Annotated in this window: 17 protein-coding genes; 2 read left to right on the top strand and 15 right to left on the bottom strand. The window is 48.7% G+C overall.

All coding sequences use genetic code 11. The features are described from left to right. The first annotated feature begins 1 nt into the window (after position 1). Positions 2–580, top strand: coding sequence for a CDP-alcohol phosphatidyltransferase family protein (locus tag MCG98_RS11855; protein WP_240302174.1), 579 nt, complete (start codon positions 2–4; stop codon positions 578–580). Here MCG98_RS11855 and hydF read toward each other — a convergent pair. The 8 genes from hydF to MCG98_RS11815 all read right to left on the bottom strand — a co-directional run bounded on the left by hydF (position 574) and on the right by MCG98_RS11815 (position 11,225). Continuing rightward, a complete protein-coding gene (gene hydF / locus MCG98_RS11850; RefSeq protein WP_240302173.1) occupies positions 574–1,773 on the bottom strand; it encodes a [FeFe] hydrogenase H-cluster maturation GTPase HydF in 1,200 nt (399 codons plus the stop codon). The genes MCG98_RS11855 and hydF overlap by 7 nt on opposite strands. A gap of 18 nt (positions 1,774–1,791) precedes the next feature. After that, positions 1,792–3,240 carry a [FeFe] hydrogenase H-cluster radical SAM maturase HydG gene (gene hydG, locus MCG98_RS11845; RefSeq protein ID WP_240302172.1) on the bottom strand — a complete coding sequence of 483 codons (1,449 nt, stop codon included), beginning with the start codon at positions 3,238–3,240 and terminating at the stop codon, positions 1,792–1,794. Positions 3,241–3,290: 50 nt separating this feature from the next. After that, positions 3,291–4,325, bottom strand: coding sequence for a [FeFe] hydrogenase H-cluster radical SAM maturase HydE (gene hydE / locus MCG98_RS11840; RefSeq protein ID WP_345891653.1), 1,035 nt, complete (start codon positions 4,323–4,325; stop codon positions 3,291–3,293). Between the two features lie 7 nt (positions 4,326–4,332). Then, positions 4,333–4,590, bottom strand: a complete 258-nt coding sequence (locus tag MCG98_RS11835) for a TM1266 family iron-only hydrogenase system putative regulator (RefSeq protein WP_240302170.1) — start codon at positions 4,588–4,590, stop codon at positions 4,333–4,335. Between the two features lie 77 nt (positions 4,591–4,667). Next, positions 4,668–7,028: a PAS domain-containing hybrid sensor histidine kinase/response regulator gene (locus tag MCG98_RS11830; protein ID WP_240302169.1), complete on the bottom strand. Its 2,361-nt coding sequence runs from the start codon at positions 7,026–7,028 to the stop codon at positions 4,668–4,670. 95 nt (positions 7,029–7,123) lie between these two features. After that, a complete protein-coding gene (locus tag MCG98_RS11825) occupies positions 7,124–8,338 on the bottom strand; it encodes a GGDEF domain-containing protein (protein ID WP_240302168.1) in 1,215 nt (404 codons plus the stop codon). 16 nt (positions 8,339–8,354) lie between these two features. Then, complete coding sequence (locus MCG98_RS11820; RefSeq protein WP_240302167.1) at positions 8,355–9,554, bottom strand: GGDEF domain-containing protein; 1,200 nt, start codon at positions 9,552–9,554, stop codon at positions 8,355–8,357. Between the two features lie 15 nt (positions 9,555–9,569). Continuing rightward, positions 9,570–11,225 carry an EAL domain-containing response regulator gene (locus MCG98_RS11815; protein ID WP_240302166.1) on the bottom strand — a complete coding sequence of 552 codons (1,656 nt, stop codon included), beginning with the start codon at positions 11,223–11,225 and terminating at the stop codon, positions 9,570–9,572. A gap of 411 nt (positions 11,226–11,636) precedes the next feature. Here MCG98_RS11815 and MCG98_RS11810 point away from each other — a divergent pair, with 411 nt between their 5' ends. After that, positions 11,637–13,040: a GntR family transcriptional regulator gene (locus tag MCG98_RS11810; RefSeq protein WP_240302165.1), complete on the top strand. Its 1,404-nt coding sequence runs from the start codon at positions 11,637–11,639 to the stop codon at positions 13,038–13,040. A 115-nt stretch (positions 13,041–13,155) separates the two neighbouring features. Here MCG98_RS11810 and MCG98_RS11805 read toward each other — a convergent pair whose 3' ends face one another. From MCG98_RS11805 to MCG98_RS11780, 7 genes are all read right to left on the bottom strand, one after another. Next, positions 13,156–18,189 (bottom strand): EAL domain-containing protein, encoded by a 5,034-nt coding sequence (locus MCG98_RS11805; protein WP_240302164.1) that lies wholly within the window; start codon positions 18,187–18,189, stop codon positions 13,156–13,158. A 62-nt stretch (positions 18,190–18,251) separates the two neighbouring features. Then, positions 18,252–22,883 carry a hybrid sensor histidine kinase/response regulator gene (locus tag MCG98_RS11800; RefSeq protein ID WP_240302163.1) on the bottom strand — a complete coding sequence of 1,544 codons (4,632 nt, stop codon included), beginning with the start codon at positions 22,881–22,883 and terminating at the stop codon, positions 18,252–18,254. Next, on the bottom strand, positions 22,873–23,004 hold the full coding sequence (locus tag MCG98_RS18845) for a hypothetical protein (RefSeq protein WP_275891330.1): 132 nt from the start codon (positions 23,002–23,004) through the stop codon (positions 22,873–22,875). Before MCG98_RS18845 ends, MCG98_RS11800 begins: the two co-directional genes overlap by 11 nt. Positions 23,005–23,430: 426 nt before the next feature. Beyond that, a complete protein-coding gene (locus MCG98_RS11795) occupies positions 23,431–23,643 on the bottom strand; it encodes a YwbE family protein (RefSeq protein ID WP_240302162.1) in 213 nt (70 codons plus the stop codon). Further along, positions 23,643–23,837 carry a hypothetical protein gene (locus MCG98_RS11790; protein WP_240302161.1) on the bottom strand — a complete coding sequence of 65 codons (195 nt, stop codon included), beginning with the start codon at positions 23,835–23,837 and terminating at the stop codon, positions 23,643–23,645. Before MCG98_RS11790 ends, MCG98_RS11795 begins: the two co-directional genes overlap by 1 nt. 311 nt (positions 23,838–24,148) lie before the next feature. Continuing rightward, positions 24,149–25,174: a tRNA preQ1(34) S-adenosylmethionine ribosyltransferase-isomerase QueA gene (queA, locus tag MCG98_RS11785; RefSeq protein ID WP_240302160.1), complete on the bottom strand. Its 1,026-nt coding sequence runs from the start codon at positions 25,172–25,174 to the stop codon at positions 24,149–24,151. Next, positions 25,171–25,800 carry a histidine phosphatase family protein gene (locus MCG98_RS11780; protein WP_240302159.1) on the bottom strand — a complete coding sequence of 210 codons (630 nt, stop codon included), beginning with the start codon at positions 25,798–25,800 and terminating at the stop codon, positions 25,171–25,173. The genes queA and MCG98_RS11780 overlap by 4 nt, the downstream gene beginning before the upstream one ends.

The following is a 25,800-nucleotide window of genomic DNA, read 5'->3' as shown; positions in this document are numbered from 1 at the left end:
CATGAAAAAGAATTTTACCAAAGAGTATTTATCGATTCCCAATCTGCTTGGTTATTTTCGCATTATCCTTCTTCCCATTTATCTGTACGTCTACATCAATGCATCCAGTGAACGGGATTATTATCTGGCCGTATTGATCATTTTTCTCTCTTTTCTCTCGGATTTTCTGGATGGGAAGATTGCAAGACACTTTAATATGATTACAGATTTTGGAAAGATACTGGATCCAATTGCGGACAAGATCACGCAGGGAGCACTGGCGCTGAGTTTTACATTCCGTTATCCAGCTGTTGCCGTTTTACTGGCAGTCTTTCTGATCAAGGAAGCTGTCATGGGCATTCTGGGATTGTATCTGCTCAAACAGGGAGTTCGGACAGAGGGTGCAAAGATGCATGGAAAAATATGCACGGCGATACTGGACGCTACCATGTTTGTTTTACTCCTGTTCCACGATATTCCAGTTTACTTTGTCTATTTTCTGATCATTGCATGCATCCTTGCAATCATAATCTCATTTATCCTGTATATGAGACAGTATCACCGTCAGATAAAAGAACTTGCGAATAAAGGAATTCATTGAATATCAGGTTCCGTGGGAAACGGCGCGATTGATCGCTGCAGGATTCCATGCATCTGCGCGATCGCAATCCCATAATTTGTGACAGGCACGCCGTGATCAATGCTGTAACGTACCCGGTATCTCATCTCCTTCTCACTCAGCATACAGCCGCCGCAGTGAATCACCAGTGCATATTCTGACAGATCCTCGGGAAACTCACCGCCCGAGGTGAAGTCGAACCCGATTTTCTTTCCAGTATACGCTCTGATCCATTGCGGCAGCTTTACTGTTCCGATATCATCACATTGGCGATGGTGTGTGCACCCTTCCGAGATGAGCACCGTATCCCCATCCTGCAGCCTGTCCAGCACAGCCGCCCCGCACACGGCCTCTTTCAGGTTCCCCTTATACCGTGCAAAGAGGATGGAAAATGAAGTCAGCAGGATGTCGTCAGGGGTATCGTGCCTTACCTGCTCAAACACCTGTGAATCTGTGATAACAAGCCTGGGCTTCTTGAACAGGGCCGTGAGTGTCTGTGAGAATTCCTTTTCACGTGTGACAACAGCAGTTGCACCTGCATCAAGAATCTCACGTATTGTCTGCTGCTGCGGCAGGATCAGACGTCCTTTCGGCGCAGCAGAATCTATCGGAACTACGAGAACAACCAAATCACCCGCTGAGAGGAGATCGGCCACAATATACCTGTTCTCTTCTTCTCTCACAGCAAAACGCGCAATCATTTCCTTCAGCTCATGGATATTCTCTCCCCTCACAGCGCTTACATATAGTTCATTTTTCCCGGGGGACGGCAGCTCTTTGCAAAGGTCTGATTTGTTATAAACAATAATATAAGGAATCTTCTTTGACTCAAACAGCGCGATCAACTCACGGTCTGCCTCCTGCTTTCCGACTTTTCCGTCAACGACAAGTACGGCAATATCCGTCTGATTCAGCGCCTGCAGTGCACGTTTGACCCTCATTTCGCCCAGTTTTCCATCGTCATCAATGCCCGGTGTATCGATGATCACAACCGGGCCGACCGGCAGGATTTCCATTGCTTTTTTCACGGGATCTGTGGTGGTTCCCTTTACGTCTGATACAAGTGAGAGTTTTTGTCCGGTTACTGCATTGACGACACTCGATTTTCCGGCATTTCGAATCCCAAAAAATCCTATATGAACCCGTTCGGCAGATACCTGATCATTCAATCCCATATGTCGGCCCCCTTCCTGTCAAAAACGGAAATCACGGCGGTTTGACTCCGTAATATCCTTTATATGCTGTTTGGTGACGGTCCTGACTTTTTCCTTTGGAATCTTCTCCAGTTCCTTTTCAATCAGGGCAAATCCCATTTTTTTCGTATCATCGTCTGCGTAGTCGACAAGGTATTCCGCAAGTGTCATCAATGCGTTCGGATGACAGCAATTGAGGATCTGTCCGTTCTTACAAAGGCTCATGAAGCGGTCCCCGGTTCTCCCTTCCCGATAGCAGGCTGTGCAGAACGATGGGATGCAGCCGAGCTGCATCAGCCACTGTACGACCTCATCAAGCGTGCGCTGATCAGATACGTCAAACTGCTCCGAATCATGCGGACGTTCTTCCTCTGTATAACCGCCTACTGAAGTCCGTGATGCTCCGCTGATCTGAGAAATGCCGAGGCGAAGTACTCTTGTGCGGACCTCCTGGCTTTCCCTGGTAGAGATAATCATTCCCGTATACGGAACAGCGATTCTGATACAGGCAATGATTTTTTCAAACATCTCATCACTCAGACTGTTGTCAAATACCTCAGGATCGATGTCATCTGCATGTTTGACTCTCGGCACACTGATCGTATGGGGACCTACACCGTGAACAGCTTCCAGGTGCTCTGCATGCATCAGAAGACCGGCAAATTCATACTTATACTTTTCAAGGCCAAACAGCACGCCGAGTCCTACATCATCGATTCCGCCTTCCATCGCTCGGTCCATCGCCTCCGTATGATAGGCGTAATCATGTTTTGGACCAGTCGGATGCAGTTCAAGATAGCTCTCTTTATGGTATGTCTCCTGAAATAATATGTAAGTACCGATTCCGGCATCTTTCAGTCTGCGGTAATTTTCAACAGTCGTCGCGGCAATATTGACATTGACGCGGCGAATGGCACCATTCTTATGGTGAATGGAATAAATCGTATCAATACATTGCAGAATATACTCTATGGGATTATTTACCGGGTCTTCCCCCGCCTCAATGGCCAGACGCTTATGCCCCATGTCCTGAAGTGCTGTGACTTCACGCCGAATGTCGTCCTGGGACAGCTTGACTCTTGTGATATGTTTGTTTTTGAGGTGATAAGGACAATACACACACCCGTTGACGCAATAGTTCGAGAGATAGAGCGGCGCAAACATCACGATACGGTTCCCGTAAAACGCCTGCTTGATCTGCTCTGCAAGCCGATACATCTCTTCGATTTTTTCCGGAATGTCGCAGGCCAGCAGCACCGACGCCTCGCGATGCGTAAGTCCGGCACAGTGCACTCCTTCTTCTGTCATCCTGGGATATGCTTTTTCAAGGATGCTGTCGATCAGTGGGATATTATTCCTGTTTGCTTCTGCATATCTGATGGTTTCAAGGATTTCACCGTCATGGATAAATTCCTCCGCTTTCAGTGATTTGGGATTATAGATTGTCATTTGATTGTTTTCCTTTCTTGCGGTCAGAATATACTTTCCGTCAGAATATTCTATGGTTTTTTGATATCGCCCCTTGCAGTGACAATTTGATAACCGATGGATCTCATGTGTTCTTTCAGTATTCGGATGCTCTGCGCCGACTCCTCGCCTGTGCAGATTTTATTGTCATACAGAGAATATTTTTTTCTTTCAGACAGCGGGGATAAATTCGGCATGATGACATTGGCACCTGCATGTATGCCCTGTTCTCTGCCATTATGCATGACCGTACCGAGTGCAGTCGTTGCCGGCAGCAGAATATTCGGCTTTATCAGACGGATAACAGACAACAGAAAGATCGTCATCTCTCCGCTCCCGGCAGGCATATCCCAAAACGGCGTGTCTCTCTGCGGAATAAACGGTCCGATCCCGCACATATCCGGCGAAAATTCTTCGATAAATTTCAGATCTTCTGCAAGGCTCTCCGCCGTCTGATAAGGCGAACCAACCATAAAGCCACATCCAACCTGGTACCCAAGTTCTCTAAGGTCATAAAGGCACCGCATCCTGTTTTCATAAGACATGCCGAATGGGTGCAGTTTCCTGTAATGTTCCCTGTCCGCTGTTTCATGGCGGAGCAGGTATCTGTCTGCTCCGGCACTGCGCATGATCTTATATTCTCCGCGTGTATATTCACCCAGCGACAGTGTGACAGCGCAGTCAGGGTATGTTTCTTTGACAGCCCCGACAATATCAGCGATCTCTCCCGCCGAATACGAGCCCTCTCCCCCCTGCATGACAAAAGTCCGGAACCCAAGATCGTATCCTTCGCGGCAGCAGCCGAGAATCTGCTGTTTCGTCAGGCGGTATCTTTCACACCCTGTATTGGACCGCCGTATCCCACAGTAATAGCAGTCATTGCGGCAAATATTACTGATCTCGATAAGCCCGCGGATATAGACATCTCTGCCGTAAATCTCCCGCCGGATATGATCGGCTTTTCCGGCAAGATACATCGATGATTCATCTGTTCGTAACCGGATAAGATGCGCGTATTCTTCCTGCGTCAAACGTCCCTGTTCTGCCAGTCGTTGTGCCAGAACCATTACCGTCTTACTCTTCATAGGCAACATTGGAATATGAAGTCTTTACACTGATCCCTTCAATATTTCCTATTTTCCCGGCAAGCGCTGAAATCGTATTCTGAGGGGCCTCAAGACATACTGAAATAATATTGATTCCACGCTTTCTGTAGGGAATACCCATTCTCCCGATAATATAGTCCCCGTATTCGTGAAGCAGTGTATTGAGCTTCCCCGCTGATTCCGTTTTCTCAACAATGATCCCCATGACTGCTACCCTGGTTGTCATACATACTCCTCTCCGGATAAACTGCGTTTCTTTCCTTTATTATACCTGTATTTCCACCTGAAATCCATATGTAAATATCAGCACATCCACTCCTCCAGAGTTTCCAGCAGGTAGTTCACGTCTACAGGTTTTGCGATATGGTCATTCATTCCGGCTTTTCGCGAGCGGGCGATATCAGCGGCGAATGCATCCGCCGTCAATGCTATAATGGGGATACTCTGCGCATCCCCCCTCTTTAAAGATCTTATTCCTGCCGTTGTATCGTAGCCATTTAAAACAGGCATCTGGATATCCATTAGAATGGCATGATAAGTTCCCGGTTCTGAAGCCTCGAACATTTCCAGTGCCTCCTGTCCGTTTTCTGCTGCATCTACATCAATATTATGTACCCGGAGTAATTCAATAACAATTTCACGGTTGACCTCATTATCCTCCGCCAGCAGTATTCTCTTTCCGGAAAACACCGGATTCCTTTTCTCATCTGTTGTATGGGCTGTGCCGGACTCCCCGGAGGAGATGAATAACTGCAGTACCTGCAGCATTCTTGACTTGAAAAGAGGTTTTGTGATAAATGCATCTGCACCCGCACTTATAAACTCCTCTTCAATATCAGAGTAGTCGTAGGCTGATATAATTATAATCGGGACATCGTCACCCAGTTTTCCACGGATCACCCTGACCGTCTCCAGACCATTCATTTCCGGCATGATCCAGTCCAGAATAACAGCAAAGAAATCATCTTTCCGGTCGTGAGCCTCTGTTATACAACGGATAGCTTCTCTCCCAGACATGACCCAGTATCCGCGCATACCCAATTCATTTAGAAGTGCAGCCGCATTTTCACATGTTATCTGGTCATCATCAACGACAAGTACCGGCTGTCCCAGCAATTCATCGCTGCATGATTCCTCCTGTTCGCACCATTCCATTGGTACAGATACCGTAAATTTGCTGCCTTTTCCCAGCTCACTCTCCACCTGAATCGTGCCATTCATCATACGGACAACGTTTTCTGTTATCGTCATTCCAAGACCTGTGCCCTGAAGTTTGCTTATCCGGGGATCTTCAGCCCGAGAAAAAGGTTCAAAGATATGGGAAATGTATTCCGCTGACATTCCTATCCCACTGTCAATACAGGTGAACTCATATTGGCTTTTTCCGTGAACCTGGGAATACTGTTCGTTGATTCTCAGTATGATTGACCCTTCCTCCTCTGTATATTTAATGGCGTTTGAAAGAAGATTCACCAAAATCTGACACAGCCGGTCTCCGTCTGCAATTACCTCTTCGTGCCGTACCTGTCCGATACTGACCTGAAAGTGCTGACGCTTTTCATTGATCAGCGGTCCGCACATATCCATAACACTCTGCAGTATACCGGGCAGATTAACCTGCGCCAAAGCCAGATCTATCTTTCCGCTCTCAATCCTGGACATATCCAGAACTTCATTGATCAGACTGAGCAAATGTTTACTCGAAGTGCCTATTTTATTCAGGCAGTCATGGACTTTATCCGGCGAATTCAGGTTCGCCCGGGCAATAGCCGCCATTCCCATTATGGCGTTCATGGGGGTGCGGATATCATGTGACATTGAAGAAAGAAAATTGGATTTGGCGGCACTTGCAACCTGTGCCGCCTGACAGGCATCTTCCAGTGCTTTTTGCTGTCTCGCCTGCTCCTTTCGATCTCTTGTAATATCAATGCCGACACTGTAAAAAGATTCTATGCCATCCCAGCTTTCTTCGCTGCTGACATAGCTGAAGGTCATCGTCAGTATTCTGACCTTGTTGTCGCGGGTTATGATACGTGTTTCCAGAGTCGTATCCTCACCGGTCACTTTTGAGTCCAGCATGACGCTGATCGCCCGTTCCAGATCGTCGGGATGTACATAAGTACACTGAGAGTCCAGTTCATTTACGAACTGATCTTCTGTATAACCGATAAGCCGAAGAAAATCGCCGCCATACCACAGTACAGTCCTCATATCACGGGCATCCAAACGGGCAAAACCTCCCGGAATTGTCCTCAGAATCGCTGACCGCTCCCGGTTTTTTTTCGCAAGCTTATATTCCAGGCTGTCATTATCGTGTGAGAGTTCAAGTCTCGCCCGGTGTCCCTCCCAGTCGATAACCCGGTTTTTGATCATAAACTTATGGTCTAACACGGGATTAAAAAATTCCCACTCATAAAATTCATCTTCTGTTATGCGATCATTCGTACAAAAAGGGCACGGGGATGTTCTTCCCTGGATCACTTCATAACATTTTCGGCCGATCAGTTTTTTCATCGGAGTTCCCAGCGTTTCGCAGGCATTTTGATTCATGTATAAAAGTTCATATGTCTCCATATCACAGACATAAACATTTCCCACATATTCGTCCAGCATCCATTTAAAATACCCTGCCTTCTTCTCCAAACGGTAACGCTGTTCATCCATAATCATTCTCCTAATTTATCTGTCTTTAACTTTTACCTTGATCACATTATATCTAACTATTTTTTGAAAAGCAATACTTTTCAGGGAAGCAGGGATTAACTCCGTGTCAGCTGTTTTTTACGTTTTTGCATATACATTTTCCGGTCAGCCTCCTGAAGCATGGCTGTCACGTCTGAAAACAAAGGACTCTCCACCACACCGTAACTCAGTGACAGGGAATACGGGAAGGCTTCAGCAATCCCATACGCGCAAAGATCATCGTTGATTGCCTCCGCCTTCTTCTCTGCCTTTTCCGCCATCAGCCCTTCAAACAGGATCAGAAACTCGTCCCCTCCGTATCTGCAAAGCAGGTCTTTTCCGCACCTGCAGGTACTTCGGATGTGCTCCGTAGCTGTCAGAATATAGTGGTCGCCTTCCTCGTGGCCCAACTGGTCGTTGACTTTCTTGAGATGGTCCAGATCAAAAAAACAGATGGTAAAAGGAACTTTTTGCTTCAACATGGATTCGACCTTCTCATCCGCATACTGCCGATTATAAAGGCCTGTCAGAGGGTCTATGGCAGCCTGCCTGCGCAGCTCTTCCTCCTCACGGCTCCGTTCTTCCAGCATCTGCTGAATCTTCCGGTTTTTTTCTCTGTAATCCTCCATATCACAGATACGGATGGTGTACCGGACTGCGATATAGAGTCCAATGACGCTGAACATACTGGATTTAATACTCCACACTTTTACGAATACATCGTTGACAGGTGTTGAATACAGTAGCAGGTTGAGGAACATATAAAAAAACAGGCCCGCTATCATCTCCAGTATAAATGGCTGATGCCATGGATGGTTCAGTATCCGGTGAACTCTCTCTATAAAGACTTGCCGGCTCAGAATGTGCATGATCAGTCCGGTAAGCATAAATCCCAGAAAGACAGGTATCCCCTTCAGATTGGCGCTGCTTGACACGTGATTGTCAAAGTGCTGCAGCGGTTTGTCCAGCACGACAGCTACGACGCTGCGGCAGAAAATATTGGCCGCAAGGCCAAAAAAAATCCCCGTCAGCGTAGCAAACAGTGCACACCGCTTTTTTCTTTTATTATAAAGAAGTGTTTCAATAAATAACAGGAATGCGAATAAAAACCAGTTCACGGTCAGTGGAAATTCCAGTACGCTGCAGAGATAAAAAAAGGAGTAGTTAACGACATAGCAGAGAAGGCACAGCAAAGTGCGTGGTGACTGCATTTCGCTGAATTTTTCTGTCATATGAAAATACCTCTGGCTGAAATAAAAATAGGCGGCGGCAGTCAGTAACAGTAATCGCATTTTTCCACCTCCTGTCTTATCCTGTTCTGGTTTTCTTGTCCCGGTACATTGCATGGTCTGCCCGGCTTAACAAGTCTTCCGCACAGCCTGTCATATTTTCAGAAGTACAGGAAACGCCAAAGCTGAAGGAAAACGGCGGGCTGTATTGTTCTGTCAGCCTGGTGCGGATTGTCTCCATCCGTCTTTTCGCCGTTTCCAGAGAACAGTCCAAAAGCAGCACCACAAATTCATCTCCTCCCACCCGTGCAAAAATATCAGAACCGCGAAGGCAGGATTGGAACTCTTTTGCAAACTGTATGAGAAAAAGGTCCCCGGCGTGATGCCCTTCCCTGTCATTAATCTGTTTGAGATGATCAAGATCTATAAAAACGAGAGAAAACTGCGTATCTGACTGGAGAAATGCGGCTGTACGTTCCATGACGTAGCGCCTCGAAAAAGCACCTGTCAGAGAATCCTGTATACCTCTTTTGCGCCATTTTTCAGCACTCTGATTCTGTCTGGCCAGTTCCCTTGTCAGACGGTCATGTTCCTCTTCGAGATACCGCACTTTTAAAAGACTGTACAGGTGACAAAGAAAGCGAATCAGATAAAACTCCAGCAGAACCGTACTGCCGATCAAAAATACCGGCATCAGTCTCCATTCTGTCCTGACAATGCAAAGCACACTGTCCAGAAGCAGAAACAGATTACAGAACCATAAAAAAGCTAAAAAAGGCCGTACCTCCTCACTTTCCGACTGTGTAAGGAGCACGCCAAGAAGCGTATTCCATCCCGGAAGCAGCCATGCAAACAGAATATTTACCCCCATCACTGTGCTGACAGTGGCAATCCGCCAGAAAGGAAGCATCAGAAGACTATTCATCGGCATTTCCATGTACAACGAAAAGACGCCGATCAGAATCATATGCAGCGCCATAGTCATCAGATGTGTAAGATTGATAATAAAAAGTTCCTTCGCACGGCTGTTGTTTTTGCCAAGCAGCTGATACAGCTTACCGAGGAAGGCAAGGATATAAACAGCCGGTAACGGAATATTGACCATTCCCCAGAGTGTAAACAGCAGCAGGGACGGGAGGGAGGTACGGATTCTTGCCCATACGGTATTCTTCTGGAGATAGTCAAGAGCTGTCAGAGCGCGATGCGCTATAACGCCATAGAGCAGGGACAGAATGACCGGCAGCATCAGGCCCCATCCGAAATATAGTGAAAGTGGCAATGATGTTCCTCCTCCCTATTCTCTTATCAGTTTTTCAAACTCCTCAACAGGCATTGGACTGGCAAAATAATATCCCTGTACATAATCGCAGCTCAGATCGCGCAGCCGTTCCAGCTGTTCTTTCGTCTCAACGCCTTCCGCTACGACACGAAGCCTCAGAAACCGGGCAATTTCCATAATATAACGAAGAATGCTCCTGTTTTTTGGCTTCGCCGTCTCACTTTGCACAAAATGCATATCAAGTTTAAGAACATTTAAAGGCATTTGGTTGAGCATATTGAGCGACGAATAACCACTCCCGAAGTCATCCATTTCAATCTCAAATCCCAGTTTCTTTAAAGACAGGACCGTTTCAATGATCTGGCTGGGATTTTCCGTGTAAGCACTCTCGGTAATCTCCAGCGGTATCCGTGAAGCTGTCAGTCGATACTTTTGTATGATCTGCATAAGATTGCCGGCGAGATCAATATTGTAGATGTCTGCCCTTGAGACATTGACAGAGACAGAGATCGGAGGATAGCCCTTATCGTCCCAGGTCTTAAGCACCGCACAGACTTTGTCCCACACAAACTGATCCAGCCTGGTGATAAATCCATTTTTTTCAAACAGCGGAATGAACGATGAGGGCGGCTGAAGCCCCCATTGCGGGTGTTTCCACCGCACCAGAGCCTCAGCGCCGGCCAGGCGGCCATCTGCGATCCTGTACTGTGGCTGGAGATAAACCTCAAACTGTCCCTGTGCCAGGGCGGCCGTCATCTCGTCAGTGATGGCCTGCTCCCGCAGCAGCTTATCCCGCAGCGCATCATCATAGACAGCAAAATACTTGCCGTACTGTCCTTTTATACTGCGGGCAGCCAGCAATGCCCGGTCACACATTTTCTCTATCGGCAGTTCGCGGTCCTCTACAGCGTAAATCCCCCATTTCATAAGAATATTTTTTGTCGAGGACCGCGCGTTCAGACGTTGTGAAACCTCAATAAACATATCATCTGTATACGGGCAGTCCCGTTCCCGCATACAGGCAAACTGATCCGAACCAATACGCCCGTATATTCCGTTTTTACCCACGGTTTCCCGATAAAGCCCGGCAATTTTCTGTAGCAGACAGTCACCGGCCGTAATACCGGATACATCGTTGATCAACTTGAAGTTTTCGATATCGGAGCAGATAATATCATATTCCTTGTCCGGATTCTGCATCAGAATATCTCTGGCACTTTTATAAAAAAACTCTTTATTATAAATTCCTGTCAGCCGGTCATACTGCAGCTGGTTGACCATGGCCGCAGTTTCCCGCAGATTGATGATATTTGCCGCACGATGCAGAATAATCTGCGGGCGGTAAGGCTTGGGCACAAAATCGGCTGCACCGTGAGACAGGGCCGCCACTTCGTCCTCCTCACTGTTGCTCTGCGTAGTTACTATGACGGGAATCGAGGCAAATGCGGCTTCATTCTTGACATACGACAGGAATGCGAACCCGTCCATGACCGGCATGACGATATCAAGCAGGATCAAAGAGATTTCATCTCTGTGCTTTTGAAGGACAGAAAGCGCTTCCTGTCCGTCTTCAGCCTCCAGCACCTGATACTCTGAAGACAGGATTTCCCGGAGTATCTCTCTGTTAATCTGATTGTCTTCTACAATTAATACCTTTCTATGTGATTCCATTGATTCACCCCCCGAATCTGCATTGTCCAACCGATCAACGATCCCCTGTATTTTAAGATGATCCCGTCTTACGCGTTCATCTCCTGTGCATAAACAGAGGGCACCGGACTGTATAAATCCAGGTGCCTTATATCTGTAACCTGCTCATTTTATTATCAGTTTATTTTAGCAGAATAACATAAAAAATGCAATATCATACACCTTGGCAAATCACAGAACAAAGACCGCACACGGATCCTGAGGACGATCGTCCTTTATGCGGCAGATAGACGCCTGCGGTTCCATGGATTCGGGGTAACGTGCAGGGGCATTTTTCTGCCTTTCATATACACCATTTCCCGACCACGACGGATAGTCTTTTCAGAAATTTTATGGTACAATAAACGCAGTATTTATCAGGAGGTTATTCTTGTGAAAGAAAACAGTCTTTATGGTTTAATATATAACTATTTACTGATCAGAATCCACTATGGGTTTTATCCAAAAGGCGGCTATCTTCCGTCTATCCTTGAACTCAGTAACTTGTTTGGTGTTTCCACTATGGTGATACGTACTGCATTCAAGCTTCTTCGTGAAAATGGCTACTTATCTTATGAAACAACTGAACGGCCGGTCGTTCTCTATGACTTTGAAAACCCGAAGCAGGCGTTTCCAGAACAGCTTCTGATACAAGGGGATGATTTTGAAGATTTCCACCGGACCTTTGACCTGATTTTTCCAAGCATTTATTTTTGTGGTCTGTCCATATGTGATAACCGTGACTTGGAGGAATTGCGCCTGATTCTGGACCGCTCTGCCGACGCCTGGGATTCCCCCCTGGTTGATTTCCTCGCACATTTGGCGAAGCGGCTACAAAACTCCCTTGTGACGGATCTTTACTATGACGTTACGCTTTTCAGCTACCCCACGTATCTTGACTATCTTGCCAAAGACAAGGCACGTTGGAAACGCCATCATGAAGTACTGAATAAGAAGCTTCTGGAAATTCTGGCTCTGAAAGAGCGCGGAAATACTGCTGCGCTGCAGACCATTGTCAATCAGGCATATCCCCCTATGGACTGGCAGCCAGTTTTAGACAGTGGGAAAGAACGTAACAGCCCGTATCGATGGGGAAAGTCGCAGGTTTGCCTCAACACTGCAGGCGAAATCGTCTCCCGTATCTGTAAAGGCGTTTATCCGGTTGATACCTTTCTCCCCTCACCGCGAATTTTATCCGAAGAGCTGTCCGTCTCACTCATAACGGTGAGACGGTCAATTGTTCTTCTGAATGACCTTGGTGTTGCGGAATCAGTCAACGGAAGAGGAACAAAAGTTATTCCCCCGGAACGGGGCGTCCATAAAGTGAACTGGAGCAGTCCGGTCATACGTAAAAACACTTTGCTGTATTTGGAATCTCTTTATATGCTGGCCATTACCTGCAGGCGGCTTGCAGCCTTTCTTTTTCCGCTGATCTCTCCGGAGGAAAAGGCTACCCTGAAAGAGCGTATCTGCTTCATAAAAGGACAGTCCAATGCAGGCCATGCGAACACACTGTGCCTGCAGGCCTTAATATCTGCGTCAAACTTGTTATCACTCCGGGAAGTTTATGATAAGCTCTTTAGTTTTATAGTCTGGGGCCAGCCGCTTTTTTACCTGAAACCCCATCTTCAGCTTGACCAGTATACGGATTTGCTGACTGAGAGCTTAGATTCCAATGATGCCATGCAGTTTGGATCGGCATTGGAACAGGCTTACTTTGCTACGTTCCGTTCCTCACAAAGCAAGGCCATTACTGTCGGAATCGAGGAGGCCGAAAGATTGATCCTTCCTTACTGATCTCAGGAACCAGCCCCGATCGTTATTCAGGCGGCGCTATCCTGTTTGGGATGACGCCGCCTGAATCGGGCAGAATGGATTCCTTCTTTCACTAACTAAAATTGAATATTCCAGTCTAATTGTACACAGCTTTCATGGAAGGATCATACCTGCAAAATTTCCTTTTGCCGGCTGCTTTCGCCGCAAGCAGGGCCATGTCCGCCTCCTGGTATAATTCATCAAAACTTTTGCCTTGTTCCGGAGCCATCGCGTAACCCGCTGAAAGCGTAAATACGATATCCCTCTTTCCATCACTCTTGCTTATCGTGATATTTTTCAGGATACACTCCAGCTTTCGTCTGACTTCCCCCTGATTCAAACCACAGCAGAATATCAGGAATTCATCCCCGCCCAGACGGCAGACCACGTCATCTGAGCGGAAAAAGCTCTTTAGTTTATGCGCAACTGTTATGAGGACTGTATCCCCATAGGCATGTCCGAATAAATCATTTGCCAGTTTGAAATTGTCCAGGTCAAATATCATGACGGCAGCGGTCCGTCCCTCCATATCCGAGAGGCTCTGCCGGATAAGCTCAACGGCTGCCCGGCGGTTGTAGAGATCTGTCATTTCATCCGTTTGGGCCAGATGGGTCAATTCCAGCTCCTGTTTTTTCTGCTGGTCAATATCCACAGCGAAAATGTAGACATAGATATCCGGCCATTCCTCAAAATTCATATAATGGACTTCAATCCGCATCCATCTGGGCACTCCATTGACCAGCCTCTGATATGTATAGCTCTCCAATATTTTTGTTTTTCGGCTCTGCCTGAGCATACGCTCCCGGTCAGTAAATGCCAGAAAGCCCTCCCTGAATTCCGGCAACACCAAATGATCCGCCAGAAAATGGATCATCTCCGTATAAGTGTAAGTATCTTTCCCCCCGGTCTCCCGGGCCCAGCGCCCCATGCTCCCGCCGGAACCTATGGTATCCTGCGTCAGGTTTACTGTGAAGTCATAAAGTGCCTGTTTTCTGAGAAGCTCCAGTGTCTTTTGGTCCTCGCGGCTTTGAAATGTCTGAATCTTCTGGGCTGTGACATCTGTATAATAACCTACTGCTTTTGCAGGACGTTTTTTTTCATCCCGGAGAATCTCACACGCAATGCGAATCCAGATGGTCTCACCACCCTCCACTTTAACGGGAAGGTCGGTTTGGAAGCTGTCCGGACTTTCTCCATCCCGAATCTTCGTAAGGACCTCCTCTATCACCGTACTGTAATCCTCCGGCACGGAGGAAAGCCCCCTTATACAGGCAGGGAACTGTTCCACTTCCGCATACGGCACAGCCAGTTTCGGATATTGTCCTGTAAGCGCCAGAACAGGCATGACATTGCGAAGGACTAGCCTGTCATGGGAAACATCCCATTCCCAGCTATTGATGCCGGCCTGACGGAGGATGCTTTCCGTCTGCTCACCTGCCAGGCGAAGTTCCCGCTCCTGCTCCTTGAAATCCGTCACATCCCCCAGGAGGAACAGGTAGGTGACGCCTTCCGGTCCTTCCTTGATATAGCGCGCATCCAGGGATGCCCACAGGGGACTGCCGTCTTGTTTTAAAAGCTTTATGACATCCTGATAGCTGTCTCTCTCTACCATGGCTTCATCCAGCTTACCCTTCAGCCTGCGTATACTGCCTTCTTCCAGGGACTTTTCAAAACTGCCGTTATCCAAAGTCCTCTGGTATGTCTCCAAATCAATCCCCTGGTTTCTTGAAAAGCCGTTCGCGATAGCTTCACACCTGTATTTTCCATCCTGAATGGTAATCAGAATAATGTCTTCCGGCATGTTTTTCAGCAGCATCTGAAGCTTGTTGCGCAATACCACAGTCTCCGTGATATCGATGATCACACCTTGATAGAAGCGTTTGCTGGCGTAATCCATATACCGGCTCTGATCCACGACCCAGATATACCCGCGTTTTGACAGCATCCGGTATTCCAGATTCGGTGCAGCAAGGCTCTTTTGGATGTCCGATGTGGTTTCTGTCACGAAAGAGCGGTCATCCGGATGGACCATATTCAGGTACTTATTATCAAACAGCCGCTCGATCTCATCCCGGGTATAGCCGAAAATTTTTAGAAACCGGTCACTGATATAGGTGAACTCAAAGCCCGGCGTATCCGAACAGCGGTGATAGCCGCCCGGCATATCCCGGTTGAGAAAGGCCAGCTCCTGATTCTTACGCAACAGCAGCGCGTTGCGCTCCGCAAGTTTTTCCTGCGCCATCATGGTCTCTGAGATGTCCGTACAGGCGCTGACTATCGCAAGCCGCCCGTCCTCTGCCTGAATGACCCGTCCTTTATCCAGACTCCAAAACCAGCTCCCGTCTTTCTTCAGAATCCGGTAAGTGGTCGTATATTCCATCCCGGCGTAGTATTCCGGCCCTATGTCCTGTGCCACTCTGTCACGATCGTCTGGATGAATGGTGTTCTCCACCTGATACCGGATACCCTGGGCAAACTCATCATATGTCTCATACCCCAGCAGCTTCACCATCTCATGGTTTGCAAAATACAGGGGGAAACCTGTCTCACAGTAACCTCCAATCATGCCGCCCGGAGTCATTTGGGCGAAGATAGACGCCGCTGTCCGCCGGTTTTCCTCTGCCAGACGCATGAAAGGCTCGTCATTCTCAGAAAGATGCACCACAGCAGTCAGAGCACGCTGTGAAGATTCCAGCTGCAGTTCCCGGTGCTTCTGTTGAGAAATATCGTTTATGGCGCCATAAAACAGACTGTACCCATCCTGCTCCCGCAAAAAGAAAGCCCGCAAATGAATCCAAATGCTCTCACCGTCCGGTAAGATACGGCGTGCCTCTGTTTCTGCGCCATTGATGGCATTCTCCCGCGCCCGCGCAAACACATTCAGGACCTTCTGCCGGTCCTCCTGATATATATTTTCGATAAACGATTTACGGTGCATTTCCAGGTCTGCGGCACTGGTGCACGTGACCCTGCAATACTGCTGGTTCGCCCGGAGCAGCTCTACGTAATCGCCGCACACGCCGTATACCGCCGCACCCCCCAGGATATTGTTCACTACCGTTTCACTGAGCCAGTCCCCCTTGAGCAGCTCCCTGAGTTTTAGTCCCTCCGTAGTCGTTGGCTGTATCCCTTCAAAATCAATATTTTCTTCATCGGACAGCAGAGGCTCAAACGCCTCAATGGGCATAGGCCTGTTGAAGTAATAGCCCTGTCCGTACAGACAGCCAATATCCAGCAGGAATTTCATCTGTTCCCTGTTCTCCACGCCCTCTGCGATGATGCGCAGTCCCATCAGATGCGCCATGCTGGTGATGGCCTCAACAATCTCACTGCCCTTTCCCCCACTCTGGAAATCCTTCTCCAAAAACTTCATATCCATCTTCAAAAGGTCCACCTTAATATCCTTGAGCATATTAAGGGAGGAATAGCCGCTGCCGAAATCGTCCATCAGCACCGTGAATCCCGCATGCCGCAGTCTGTCCACTACGTCGGTGATCACCTGGAAATCCTCGGCATAGGCGCTTTCAGTGATCTCGATCTGAATAAGCCTGGGTTCCAGCCTGTACTTTTCCATCAGATGAGTAAAGCATGCCACCACATCCAAAGTAAACAGATCAGCCCGGGACATGTTCACCGAGACCGGTATGGCCTTGTGACCCGCGTCAATCCAGCGGCGCACGCTGGCGCACACTTTTTCCCATACATACTGGTCCAGAGCTGAAATGAAACCGTTGCGCTCCAACAGCGGAACGAATTCTCCGGGGCTGATGAGCCCCCGCTCCGGATGGTTCCAGCGGACCAGAGACTCCAGCCCGACAATCTTGCCGGTGGCCATGTTGCACATCGGCTGGGCATAAAACTCAAACTCCTCACGTTCCAGCGCCCGTTGGATTTGGGTGAGCAGTTTGTGGCTCTCCTCCATATCTGCCATCATGCCCTCATCGTACCAGTTCATCCGCCGGACATAGTTTCCCTTGACCGATGCCAGAGCCATGGACGCCCTGTCGTACATGTTGCGCACCGGCTCCGAAGGCTCCGCAACGGCATACAGTCCGAATGCAGGCTGAAAGCCCGCCTGATCGCCATACTGCTTCACACAGCCCTTGATCTTGTTCTGAAGCTCCAGGAGTACATCCGGGCTGTTCTGCAACAGTATGACAAAATCGTCATTCCCCATATATCCCGCCACACCGTCCGTGTACACCAGCGCTTCTTTCAGGCAGTTGCCGATATCAACAAGGAAACGGTCTCCCGCCTCCTGTCCATACCATTCGTTGAAGAGCTTGAAATGCTCGATATCGATTGCCATCAGACAGTAGCGCGCACCCTCATCAGCTCTTTGAAGAAACTGACTGGCGGCTGAAAGAAATTTTTCCTGACGGTATAAACCAGTCAGCCGGTCTGCATCTGGTTCCCGATTTTCTATGTTTTCATACTTCTGTCTGTCAATATCCTGGACAAAACACATGATGATCTGGTCGCCATTTTCCTCACGTCTCATAGGAATAACAGTCTGCAGTATCCAGCACCATCCCCTGCCGGCGCGCTTTCTCCGAAACTGCCCCTGCAGGACCATGGTTGGTTTCCGCCCCATCCGCTCCATAATGCTGCCCAAATCCCAGAACGCAGCAAAGGCTCCCCGGTCGTCAGGATGCACCATGTGCTGCGTCACCTCTGCCAGCATCCCGCTCAGGGTACCGTTCCTGGCAGAATCGGCATACTTTCCTTTCAAATGATGGACTGCCCTGTAACAATCCGACGTAAGATTAAGTTCATATAGCTCATCATAAGTGGACATATCTGTCAAATTCAGAAGCAGGTCCTTATTGTCATATTGGACGGGTTTTAGCAGCATCAGATGATAGGATTCCCGCCCCGGCAGATCCATCCTGCTGGAATTCACCTCCATCCAGCACCCCGCCTTCTGGCTGTAAAAGATGGATGTGCCGGACTCTGTACAAATCTGACACTTCCCGCAAAGCATGCTGTCGCCGCAAAGGGTTCTGTGACATGGTTCCCCTTTATGAACAGAATCAAACATGCCGCGGGCTGTATCATTAAAATAGACGATCCGGTGTTCAGCATCGATCAGAAGAATCCCTGCCTCCTGAGTCTTAGAAAATATATTCACATTGGCCGCCTCCCTTCTCCTATTACTGCCGGCTGTTGCCTTATTTTTCGCAGACTTATATTTTAAGTTCTGTTTATGTATTTCTTCAGGATCGCCAGCAGTTTTTTTATGTCTATGGGCTTGGCCAAATGCGCATTCATTCCCGCTTCCAACGCGGACTGGATATCCTCTGCAAAAGCATTTGCTGTCATGGCAATAATAGGAATTGTTCCGGCATCGGGCCGCTGCAGACGACGGATGGCACGGGTAGCCTCATAGCCGTTCATCTCCGGCATTTGTATATCCATCAAAACTGCGTCATAGATTCCCGGCGCAGCCTCTGAAAAAGCCTGCACTGCCTTCGCTCCGTCGGTTTTCACAACTGACTCCGCTCCGTACATCTGCAGCAGTTCACACAGGATTTCCGAATTGATGGTGTTATCCTCAGCAACAAGGAAGCAACACCCCTCAAGCACTTTATTTTCCACTGTATCAGAACAGCCTGTTTCCAGTTCCCCGATATCCGTCTTTTCATTCTGCGCAAGTTCAAATTCCAGCTCCACCCTAAATGTTGTGCCTTGCCGCTCTTTACTGTCGACTGCTATTTCGCCTCCCATCAAATCTATAAGGCCCTTTGTAATACTTAATCCCAGTCCGGTTCCTTCCACATGCTCGGTGCTGCGGCTGCGGGTAAAGGGCTCAAAAATATGCCCGAGAAACGCTTCCGCCATGCCTATCCCTGTATCACGGATGGTAAACCGGTAGCGGGCGCGGAGGGCATCCCCTTCCTTTGGCGCGATTTCTTCCACTGTGAAGTCCACCCATCCGCCCTCCGGGGTAAACTTAATCGCATTCCCTATAATATTGATCAGTATCTGGTTGATGCGCAGGGAATCCCCGTAAATATTTGTATGAATCATATCCTTCATTTCTACTGTGAACTTAAGGCCGGCGTCCTCTGCCTGCGTGGCGAGCATGGCTGCAATCTGGCCAACCAGTTCCGTAAGCAGGAGATTCCCGCAGTTCAGTGCAATCTTACCCCGTTCGATTTTGCTCATATCAAGGATGTCATTAATAAGACTTAACAGATGTCTTGAGGAAAATGAGATTTTTTCCAGGCAGTCCTCCAGTCTTTCTCTGTCGTCCGCGTGGGCGGAAGCGAGCGCGGTCATGCCCATGATTGCGTTCATAGGCGTGCGAATATCATGGCTCATGGAGGAGAGGAAATCGCTCTTGGCCTGATTGGCCTGCTCGGCCTGCATAAGTGCATCCTCCAGTTCCGCTTTTCTTTTGCGCTCCTCCGCCAGCATATCCGTCACATCAGCCCTCACCATACAGACCGTCTTGTGGTCGCTGTCTCCCCACAGGATATTGACCTGTTTGTATCGCAGACCGTCCTGCCCCTGATATGGCAGGACAAAGTCATATCCGGCCGGACTTTCCGCCAGGCGGGTGCACATGGTTTCCAGACAGACCTGTCTCCCAATCTCCGCCCGCTCCGCATCTGACAGCTGCGAACCGTAGGAGCCTGCAATCCGCTCCACAGCCCCGTTATAATCTTCCACAGTGTATGGGGGCAGGTTTTCCAGCACGGTCTTGCGGGTGTGCAGTGTAAGGCGCCCTGTGTCCACGTTAATCATAGCCAGAAGCTCAAAGGTATACGCAACAACATTGAGCAGTCCCTGCTGTTCCCTCACTGAATCAGTGATATCCGCTCTCGCCAGACAGATGCGCCCTATCCGCAGGTCGATAGCGGATACGGTCAGCTTCTTGGCAGAGATGTTTCCATCCTCCTCCGTCACAGAGAAGGACAGTGAGTAAGAGCCCTCCCGTTCCAGCCGTGTTCTCATATAAGCCGGGTCCATCATCCGGGCCACCCGCTCCCGGTCTCTTGGCACGACCTGCTCCCGCAGCATAAAAGAAATCCGGTCGGAATGGAGTGCATGGCCAACCGTTACATCTCTCTCCTCCATCTTTCCGCTGAGAAGTGTGCAGTGATCCCGCAGCAGATCCACGTCCACCACAAGATCGCAGTTGACTACGGACAGCCGGTGCAGGATGCGCTCGGAGATGACCTGCTCGGTCATATCGGTGACGGTCAGCACACCCGTGACATCCCCGGTGTCGGGGGCTTCTACCAGATTCACCTTGAACTGGACATAGCGCCCCACCGGCTCTTTCGGCAGCTTGATAAAACAGTTTTGCAAAACCTCTTTTTCCCCTTTGGCATATGCCTCCAGCGCCGGGGCATTGAGGTAGGATTCCATGAATGATTTTCGTTCGGCCGCATCCACAACCAGATTACCTATACCGGTAAAAAATGCCTCCCGGCTGTCACTGAAAGTCTCCAGAAGGTTTGAATCTGTATGGTCAATTATTTCAAGAATGCGGTTCCGTGTAATATTGCAGTGGCCAAGAATCAGCGCATTGGGTCCCGGCATCAGATAGTGCTGCAGTATCATATCCTTGTACTGCTGCCGAATCCGCTCCTGCTCCTCCCGCTCCGCTGTCATGTCGTGGTAACTGGCATATAGGCGCTTTTCTCCGGCTTCACTCATAAGCATGGAGAGCGTATTTTTGACCCACACGTAGCTGCCGTCCCCCTTTAAAAGCCGGTACTCAAGTTCGCTGCGGGTTCCGCCGCTATCCATAAATTCCTCCATATGCCGGATGCTCCGTTCCTGATCGTCAGGGTGTACCCCCCTCATGGCATCCTTTTCGTAAAGCTGCCATGCCTCCTGATTTGTCATGCCTGTCATCTCGGCAAACCCATCGGACAGAAACTCCGGCGTCATGCTTCCATCTTTATTGCAGCAGACCACGGCAACACCACCGGGCAGGTTTTTTACCATCGTCTGGAAGTATTGCTCCAGCCGCTCCTTCTCTCTTCGACTGTGGACCGTCTCCGTGACATCCTTCACATAGAGCACATAAGCCGGTATCCCATTCCAGTCCCTCTCTTTGACGCTGGTGTCGAAGAACTGACCCGTACTCTCAATCTCCATCAAATGCCCGGCACCATCCCCCAGACAGCTTTTCAGCACACAGGCTTCACAGGGGCCCTGCTTGCCAAACAACGCAGCATAACATTTCTGGCCCACCTTGTCCGGCCCGTTCCCGAAGAGTTTCTTGGATTCATTTGCATAGAGCAGGTCATGGTTTTCCCTGTCAATCACATAGATGCCGTCCGCCGTCTCATTGACGATGCTCCGAAAGAGCTGGCTCTCCGGTGAGATACCGGTAAATACTGCATAGAACTTCATATTTCCTGCCATCGGTCCCATACGCCTGCCATTGAGGTGGACCCAGATCAGATTCCCGTCCTTATGGCGCATCCGGTAGGAGACATCCAGCACCTCACCGCTCTCCACCGCCACCTTTGCAGCCGCCGCCACTCGCTCCCTGTCAGACCTGTAAATGATATTCATCGCGTCTTCCCGTACCAGTTCCTCAAACTCTGCCTGTGTATGTCCGGAGATTGCCAGAATCCCGTCAGAGTAGTATGTGGGGATGAAGCGCCCCCCTTCAATGCGGTAACTGGCGATGCCCCCGGGGATGGAATTGACCAGATGGTTCAGCTCCGACTGGGTCTCCTTGAGAGTGGAAATGTTGTGGAAAACGCACTGCAGCAGAGGAAGCCCGTCCTCCTCTCCGACCTGCCTTGCCTGCAGATGTACCCAGACAACATGGCCATCCCGGTGCAGCTTGCGGAATTCAAAATCTGCTACACGATTCTCCTCGATAGCCTGACGCAGTTTCCTTACCACCATAGTGGTGTCTTCCGGATAAATCAGCCTGGCTGCATCGCATTTAACCATTTTGAGATACTCTTCCACAGTATATCCGGATAACTCTGCCACACCGTCAGAAAAATAGACAGTCTCAAAAATATCCGAAACCCTGTAGATGGCAACGCCGCCCGGTATGGCATTGATAATGTCCTGCATCTTCTCATTGTAAGAGAGAATCTCTCTTTCCAGGCGTCTTTGCTCGCTGACATCGCTGTATACGCCGTAAAAAAGTTTGGAACCATCCGGTTGTGGTTTTACGGCCCCTGCCAGCTGAATCCACTGAAATTCTTCCTTCACATCACTCCACACCCGGTAGGTATGCTGCAGCACGCCGTCACATTTGAGTGCCTCCGCAACACGCTCACGCAGCAAAGCGATATCATCCGGATGAACCCCCAAATACTCCGTCTTTTGTTCAATCCGCCGGATGTGTTCCTCAGAATACCCGAGAATTGTATAGAAGGCAGGATTATGAAACAAAGGAGAGATATGCCTGCCCGCAGCGCGATAGACACAAAGACCACAGGGAATGTCGCTGAAGGTAGCCTGCAGCTCTTCAATGTGTGCTCTGGTCTGGTCCTCTTCTGCCATGGCATTTGTAATATCCGTGGCATACGCGATGTATGCCGCCCGGCAGGACCAGTCAATTGCCTTGACGCTGAGCTGATAAATATGCTGATTTACAGGATGTTGGTGCTGACAGGTCAGAAATTCAGAATGCTGTATTTTATCTTCCGAGCCAAAAATCCATGACAGCTCATAGTCCATCTCCCCGCCGGAAAAGAACAGCTTTTTTGCCAGCTGATTCACATAGAGCAACTCCCGGCTGTCAGCCGCACAGACATAAATCGCTACGGGAGCATGGTCAAGCATAGCTGCTGTCTGTTCTTCCGCAGCCGTGGAAAGCGGTTGTTCATGCGGCATAATTATTCCCCCCTTCCTGCATTTCTCCATGGTATTTCCCAGGTAACTTATCCAGAATGCTAAGATACATCGTCTCGTAATCGGCACCGTATACCTCAAACATTGTTTTGAATGCTGTCATTTCCTTATGTCTCCTCCCCAATAATCAGGTCATATGTTTTCTGATCCATTCTCCTGCCCCTTTTACCGGACAGGATTGCTATATACCGCCGAGACCGTATACCTGTTTGTCTCCATGAGAACTTCCTCAGTCTTCCCATGGCATTGGCTTTCCCAAATAGATTGATTTCATTGTCCTCCAATTGTTTGGAATCCGAACCTATATCATTACATCACCCTACCATTTTAACACAGAATTTGTAACCGTGCAATTACCTGGCAAAATTGTATCTATATTCTTAAACTTTCTATCTTAAATCTAACGCTAATGTCAATCTCTAAAATCATCAGCCAGAAGCTTGTTACAGCCAGAGCTGTCACAGGCAAAAGGCCGATTCTGCTATTGCAGAACCAGCCTCTCCGTTATTCATTATTCATATCCTCAGCGTTACCTTACTAACAAATCAGTTTTTCTAATGCACTGCACCCGGCCTACCTGCCCATCCTCAAGCATCACTTTAATGCCGTGGGGATGGTAGCTGCTTTTTGTCAGCAACCGCGCCACAACCCCCTCTGTCAGCTTGCCGGTACGTTGGTCCGCCTTCAGGACAATCTTGACCGTCGCTCCGACCTTCACATCAGACCTATTTTGTCCGTTCATCATTTCTCGCTCCTGTTTTTTACTTTTTTATCATCCTGATATTCATGCGGCCGTTCTTTGTAATCCCGCACCATGTAATCGCCGACCTTCTCATATTTCCCGGCGGCAGGTACATCCGTTTCACTGGAAGTTATCTCATCATGGAGAATCGCGTCAAAGAAAATACGTTCCAAATATTCAAACTTTGCATACATCCCCTGCGACGCCCAGACAAGGGCACTGCGTACATACGCGGAATGTACCTTAAATAACTCGTGATCCACCTCAAAACCGAGTGACTTTGCAAGCAATACTGCAAAGACGATAACGCTGTGGGTATTTCCCTCCCGAAAGGGATGCGTCTGCCAAATCTGGGCGATAATTAAATGTTTATACGATTTTGTAGGTTATCTGGTTGGGATATTTTCTATTTTTAGTGAGCTTCTCTGGAAATCAGGTGCCAAAAACCCGCAAAAGCCCAGTAAGACTGTGCCTCTGCGGGTTCTCTTTATCGATTATTTTTTACTCATCCAATGTACATTGCATCTCCGAACGAGAAAAAACGATATCTCTCTCTCACGGCTTCCTCGTACGCCCTCATGATATTCTCCCTGCCTGCAAGTGCCGATACCAGCATCATCAGCGTGGATTCCGGAAGATGGAAATTTGTGATCAGGCCATCTATCATTTTAAATCTATAGCCAGGATATATAAAAATATCCGTCCATCCGCTTCCCGCATTCAGAATTCCATCATCGCCCGTGGCCGATTCCAGCGTCCGGCAGCTCGTCGTACCGACAGCAATCACACGATGTCCCGAAGCTCTTGTTTCGTTGACCAGTTCTGCCTGATCCTCTTCAACGATATAAAACTCCGAATGCATATGGTGGTCCGTCACGTCATCTACCTTGACAGGACGAAAGGTTCCAAGCCCCACATGAAGTGTCACATGGGCAATCTGAACCCCCATTTGCTTTACCTCTTCCAGCAGTTCCTGCGTAAAGTGGAGTCCGGCAGTCGGAGCTGCAGCTGAACCGTCATGTTTTGCATAGACTGTCTGGTATCTGTTTTTATCCTGCAGTTTATGCGTAATATACGGGGGAAGAGGCATCTCTCCGAGTACATCCAGTATTTCTTCAAAAATCCCGTCATACGTAAACTGAATCAGACGGTTTCCCTCTTCCACGATATCCAGGACTTCACCTTTCAAAACCCCGTCTCCGAAGATAAGCTTTGTGCCTGGTTTTGCCTTTTTGCCCGGTTTTACCAGAGTTTCCCAGATATCATTCTCCCTGCGCTTTAGCAGCAGGATTTCTATATGTGCGTCGGTTCCCTCCTTTCGGCCAAACAGACGTGCCGGGATAACTTTCGTGTCGTTGATCACAAGGCAGTCGCCCGGATGCAGATACGTGAGGATATCCGTAAACCTGCGGTGTTTGATCTCTCCGCCCTCTTTGTTAAGACATAACAGTCTGGAATCGGAACGGTTGGGAAGCGGGTCCTGAGCAATCAGTTCCTCCGGCAGTTCATAATAAAAGTCTGATGTTTTCATATGTCACTCTCCCCCAGGTAAAATATCCGGTCTTCTTCCAGGATACTGGCAGTCCCGTTCTTCACTTCCACGATCGACACTCCGCAGTTCGGAGGCACGTGTCCACGCCAGAATGACGGCGTAAAGTCCTGATAAAAGTAATTCATCAGTGCACGCAGCGTACATCCATGTGTCGAGAGCAGTACCGTATCCTGCTCATTTTTCAGTTCATGAAGCAGTTCATCCATGAAATGCTCCGTACGCCTGCAGACTTCCATGACGCTTTCTCCTCCTCTTGGAGGAGTGAATTGAAATGGATCCCGGAAAAACTGTTCAAAAGAATCCGATGGAATCTCATAATTGTCTCTGCTGCAGGAAAGACCTTCCCACTCTCCAAAGCTGATCTCTTTAAGGCGATCTTCTTTTACGATCGGAAGCTGCCTTTCTCCTGCAACCAGTTCTGCCGTCTGTACAGCCCTTTTAAGCGGACTTGTGTAAATCCTGGTAAATGGAATATCCCGCATCGCTTCGCCCGTCTCCCGGGCAAGTGATATCCCGTTTTCATTTAATGGAATATCACTCATGCCCTGAAGCCTGGCCTGCGTGTTCCAGGTCGTTTCTCCATGTCGTATTACATATAATCTCAT

Source organism: Ruminococcus sp. OA3 (assembly GCF_022440845.1).
Taxonomy (GTDB): Bacteria; Bacillota; Clostridia; order Lachnospirales; family Lachnospiraceae; genus Ruminococcus_G.
The sequence above is the reverse complement of the archived record's forward strand: the minus strand, read 5'-3'. Positions and strand labels throughout refer to the sequence as shown.